General features: G+C 53.9%; 2 tRNA genes and 3 rRNA genes. All 5 read right to left on the bottom strand.

Annotated elements, in window-relative coordinates:
* Positions 1 to 343 precede the first annotated feature (343 nt).
* The 5 genes from rrf to NZ453_RS21765 all read right to left on the bottom strand — a co-directional run bounded on the left by rrf (position 344) and on the right by NZ453_RS21765 (position 5,455).
* Positions 344 to 457 (bottom strand): 5S ribosomal RNA (gene rrf, locus NZ453_RS21785).
* Between the two features lie 91 nt (positions 458 to 548).
* Positions 549 to 3,432 (bottom strand): 23S ribosomal RNA (locus NZ453_RS21780).
* A 234-nt stretch (positions 3,433 to 3,666) separates the two neighbouring features.
* Positions 3,667 to 3,742, bottom strand: a tRNA-Ala gene (locus NZ453_RS21775).
* 38 nt (positions 3,743 to 3,780) lie between these two features.
* Positions 3,781 to 3,857, bottom strand: a tRNA-Ile gene (locus NZ453_RS21770).
* Between the two features lie 60 nt (positions 3,858 to 3,917).
* Positions 3,918 to 5,455 (bottom strand): 16S ribosomal RNA (locus tag NZ453_RS21765).
* Together the 16S, 23S and 5S rRNA genes with 2 tRNA genes alongside form the textbook arrangement of a ribosomal RNA operon.
* Positions 5,456 to 5,554: the final 99 nt, after the last annotated feature.

Here is a 5,554-nt window from a genome sequence, read left to right as displayed (position 1 = left end):
GTAATCGCATTTGAGGCGACGGTATTTCGTGGGACGCATTTCGGGGGAAGGAGTGCAGATACTGGAGTGTTCTTCTAGCGAGGCGTTATGGTCGGCGTGGACCGCAGCGAAGGCAACTCTTTAGCGAACCCGATCCGGGCGCGTTTTGACACTAACGTCATTCGCGTTTTTACCGCACTGGAGGAATGCGAGCAGACCGACGAAGGGAACCGCGTACGAACTCGTCCCGCCCGTCAGTCCCCACGGGGAGATGTCGGGGCCTGACGACTTGGAGGCTACGGTGTGTGAGGCGGGTAGACGAACAAAGCCCCCGCCGGTTGAGGGCGAGGGCTTTGGAGAGGGAGCCTGGCGGTGACCTACTTTCGCACACGAGCTGTGCACTATCATCGGCGCGACTTCGTTTCACGGTCCTGTTCGAGATGGGAAGGGGTGGGTCCAAAGTGCTATGGCCGCCAAGCATAACTTGTCCGTTCGTCGCTGAGGCGGCGAACGCAAAATGAGAAGAAGGATGAGGTTGTGATTGCAGCCGAGTTGCTGCTTAAGGTTATAGGATCAAGCCGCACGGGCAATTAGTACTGGTTAGCTTAACGCATTACTGCGCTTCCACACCCAGCCTATCAACGTCGTGGTCTTCGACGACCCTTCAGGGGGATCAAGTCCCCAGGGAAATCTAATCTTGAGGCGAGTTTCACGCTTAGATGCTTTCAGCGTTTATCTCTTCCAGACTTAGCTACCCGGCGATACGACTGGCGTCATAACCGGTACACCAGAGGTCTGTCCACTCCGGTCCTCTCGTACTAGGAGCAGCCCCCCTCAAATTTCCAACGCCCACGGCAGATAGGGACCAAACTGTCTCACGACGTTTTAAACCCAGCTCACGTACCACTTTAAATGGCGAACAGCCATACCCTTGGGACCGGCTACAGCCCCAGGATGTGATGAGCCGACATCGAGGTGCCAAACACCGCCGTCGATATGAACTCTTGGGCGGTATCAGCCTGTTATCCCCAGAGTACCTTTTATCCGTTGAGCGATGGCCCTTCCATACAGAACCACCGGATCACTATGACCTACTTTCGTACCTGCTCGACTTGTGGGTCTCGCAGTCAAGCACGCTTTTGCCATTGCACTATTAGCACGATGTCCGACCGTACCTAGCGTACCTTCGTACTCCTCCGTTACACTTTGGGAGGAGACCGCCCCAGTCAAACTGCCTACCATGCACGGTCCCAGACCTGGATTCACAGGCCATGGTTAGAACCTCAAACAAATCAGGGTGGTATTTCAAGGTTGGCTCCACTGGAACTAGCGTCCCAGCTTCAAAGCCTCCCACCTATCCTACACAGACCGGTTCAAAGTCCAATGCAAAGCTACAGTAAAGGTTCATGGGGTCTTTCCGTCTAGCCGCGGGGAGATTGCATCTTCACAAACATTTCAACTTCGCTGAGTCTCGGGAGGAGACAGTGTGGCCATCGTTACGCCATTCGTGCAGGTCGGAACTTACCCGACAAGGAATTTCGCTACCTTAGGACCGTTATAGTTACGGCCGCCGTTTACCGGGGCTTCGATCAAGAGCTTGCACCCCATCACTTAACCTTCCGGCACCGGGCAGGCGTCACACCCTATACGTCCACTTTCGTGTTTGCAGAGTGCTGTGTTTTTATTAAACAGTCGCAGCCACCATTTCACTGCAACCCAGTCGACCTCCAGCCGCGAGGGCCTTCAATCTACAAGGGCGCACCTTTTCCCGAAGTTACGGTGCTAATTTGCCGAGTTCCTTCTCCCGAGTTCTCTCAAGCGCCTGAGAATTCTCATCCTGCCCACCTGTGTCGGTTTGCGGTACGGTCTCTTCATAACTGAAGCTTAGAGGCTTTTCTTGGAAGCAGGGTATCAATCACTTCGCGGTCAAAGACCACTCGTCATCACGCCTCATCTAAGCCGCACGGATTTGCCTATGCAGCACGACTACACGCTTAAACCGGGACGTCCAACACCCGGCTGACCTAACCTTCTCCGTCCCCCCATCGCATTACAAAGAGGTACTGGAATATTAACCAGTTTCCCATCGACTACGCTTTTCAGCCTCGCCTTAGGGGCCGACTCACCCTGCGCCGATGAACGTTGCGCAGGAAACCTTGGGCTTTCGGCGAGCGGGCCTTTCACCCGCTTTATCGCTACTCATGTCAGCATTCGCACTTCTGATACCTCCAGCAGCCTTTACAAGCCACCTTCAACGGCCTACAGAACGCTCTCCTACCATATCCTTACGGATATCCGCGATTTCGGTGCATAGTTTGAGCCCCGTTACATCTTCCGCGCAGGACGACTCGACCAGTGAGCTATTACGCTTTCTTTAAAGGATGGCTGCTTCTAAGCCAACCTCCTGGCTGTCTAAGCCTTCCCACCTCGTTTCCCACTTAACTATGTCTTAGGGACCTTAATCGGCGGTCTGGGTTGTTTCCCTCTCGACACCGGACGTTAGCACCCGATGTCTGTCTCCCACGCTCGCACTCTTCGGTATTCGGAGTTTGCAATGGTTTGGTAAGTCGCGATGACCCCCTAGCCATAACAGTGCTCTACCCCCGAAGGTGATACGTGAGGCGCTACCTAAATAGCTTTCGGAGAGAACCAGCTATTTCCGGATTTGTTTAGCCTTTCACCCCTATCCACAGCTCATCCCCTAGTTTTTCAACACTAGTGGGTTCGGACCTCCAGTGCGTGTTACCGCACCTTCATCCTGGCCATGGATAGATCATCCGGTTTCGGGTCTACGCCCAGCAACTAATCGCCCTTATCAGACTCGGTTTCCCTACGCCTCCCCTATTCGGTTAAGCTCGCTACTGAACGTAAGTCGCTGACCCATTATACAAAAGGTACGCAGTCACCCCTTGCGGGGCTCCCACTGTTTGTATGCATGCGGTTTCAGGATCTATTTCACTCCCCTCCCGGGGTTCTTTTCGCCTTTCCCTCACGGTACTGGTTCACTATCGGTCGATTACGAGTATTTAGCCTTGGAGGATGGTCCCCCCATGTTCAGACAGGGTTTCACGTGCCCCGCCCTACTTGTCGCAAGCTCAGTACCACGGATTGGTTTTCGCGTACGGGGCTATCACCCACTACGGCGCTACTTTCCAGAAGCTTCCGCTAACGAATCCGCTATCACTTGCAGGCTGGTCCCATTTCGCTCGCCACTACTTTGGGAATCTCGGTTGATTTCTTTTCCTCGAGCTACTTAGATGTTTCAGTTCACTCGGTTCGCTTCGTCACCCTATGTATTCAGATGACGATACTCCTTGCGGAGTGGGTTTCCCCATTCGGACATCTCCGGATCAAAGCTTCATTGCCAGCTCCCCGGAGCTTTTCGCAGGCTTGCACGTCCTTCTTCGCCTGTAATCGCCAAGGCATCCACCACATGCACTTAGTCGCTTGATCCTATAACCTTAAGCTCTCTTTCGAGAACCTGGTTACAGGCAACTCGTTTGTGCAACTTCTTGCTAGCTGTAACAAGAAGTCGATGCAATCACAACCGTATCGCTGGCCTTGCTTTGTCGGCAACCAGCGATACAACCTTCTTCCATTTTGTTAAAGAGCGTACAGACAGACTTCTCTGTCAGAACTAAACACTGCCACGCAGCACTTACTTCTGACTCCTGACTCCAGGATCGTTGGTGGAGGATGACGGGATCGAACCGACGACCCCCTGCTTGCAAAGCAGGTGCTCTCCCAGCTGAGCTAATCCCCCATCTTGATATGCCGTTTAAACATCCTTCGTTCAAACGTTGGTGGGTCTGGTTGGAATCGAACCAACGACCCCCGCCTTATCAAGACGGTGCTCTAACCGACTGAGCTACAGACCCTCCGTCTGTATGACTTGCGATGATTGATAGGTTGTGAGCTCTTGCTTCAGGTTTCTCTAGAAAGGAGGTGATCCAGCCGCAGGTTCCCCTACGGCTACCTTGTTACGACTTCACCCCAGTCACGAACCCCGCCGTGGTAAGCGCCCTCCTTGCGGTTAGGCTACCTACTTCTGGCAGAACCCGCTCCCATGGTGTGACGGGCGGTGTGTACAAGACCCGGGAACGTATTCACCGCGGCATGCTGATCCGCGATTACTAGCGATTCCGACTTCATGCAGTCGAGTTGCAGACTGCAATCCGGACTACGATCGGCTTTCTGAGATTGGCTCCCCCTCGCGGGTTGGCAACCCTCTGAACCGACCATTGTATGACGTGTGAAGCCCTACCCATAAGGGCCATGAGGACTTGACGTCATCCCCACCTTCCTCCGGTTTGTCACCGGCAGTCTCATTAAAGTGCCCAACTAAATGATGGCAATTAATGACAAGGGTTGCGCTCGTTGCGGGACTTAACCCAACATCTCACGACACGAGCTGACGACAGCCATGCAGCACCTGTGTTCAGGCTCCCTTTCGGGCACTCCCAGCTCTCACCAGGATTCCTGACATGTCAAGGGTAGGTAAGGTTTTTCGCGTTGCATCGAATTAATCCACATCATCCACCGCTTGTGCGGGTCCCCGTCAATTCCTTTGAGTTTTAGCCTTGCGGCCGTACTCCCCAGGCGGTCAACTTCACGCGTTAGCTACGGCACTAATGGGTTTAACCCCACCAACACCTAGTTGACATCGTTTAGGGCGTGGACTACCAGGGTATCTAATCCTGTTTGCTCCCCACGCTTTCGTGCATGAGCGTCAGTATTGGCCCAGGGGGCTGCCTTCGCCATCGGTGTTCCTCCACATCTCTACGCATTTCACTGCTACACGTGGAATTCCACCCCCCTCTGCCACACTCTAGCCGTGCAGTCTCAAATGCAGTTCCCAGGTTAAGCCCGGGGATTTCACATCTGACTTACACAACCGCCTGCGCACGCTTTACGCCCAGTAATTCCGATTAACGCTCGCACCCTACGTATTACCGCGGCTGCTGGCACGTAGTTAGCCGGTGCTTCTTATGCGGGTACCGTCATCTACTCCGGATATTAGCCGAAGCAATTTCTTCCCCACCGAAAGAGCTTTACAACCCGAAGGCCTTCTTCACTCACGCGGCATGGCTGGATCAGGCTTGCGCCCATTGTCCAAAATTCCCCACTGCTGCCTCCCGTAGGAGTCTGGGCCGTGTCTCAGTCCCAGTGTGGCGGATCATCCTCTCAGACCCGCTACGGATCGTTGCCTTGGTAGGCCTTTACCCTACCAACTAGCTAATCCGACATCGGCCGCTCCTAAAGCACAAGGTCTTGCGATCCCCTGCTTTCCTGCTCACAGAATATGCGGTATTAGCGTAACTTTCGCTACGTTATCCCCCACTTCAGGGCACGTTCCGATGCTTTACTCACCCGTTCGCCACTCGCCACCAGGGTTGCCCCCGTGCTGCCGTTCGACTTGCATGTGTAAGGCATGCCGCCAGCGTTCAATCTGAGCCAGGATCAAACTCTTCAGTTCAATTCCTGTTAAAACTCTCGCTTGACGTCTGCAGATCCAGTCTCCCAGATCCGCATCTAATCGTGCGAGCTCTTCATCTCTTTAGGTCATGCTTGCGCA

Origin of the sequence: Propionivibrio soli, assembly GCF_025770765.1 — a bacterium.
Lineage (GTDB): Bacteria > Pseudomonadota > Gammaproteobacteria > Burkholderiales > Rhodocyclaceae > Propionivibrio > Propionivibrio soli.
Note: the sequence above shows the minus strand (reverse complement) of the source record. Positions and strands in the feature narration are given on the sequence as shown.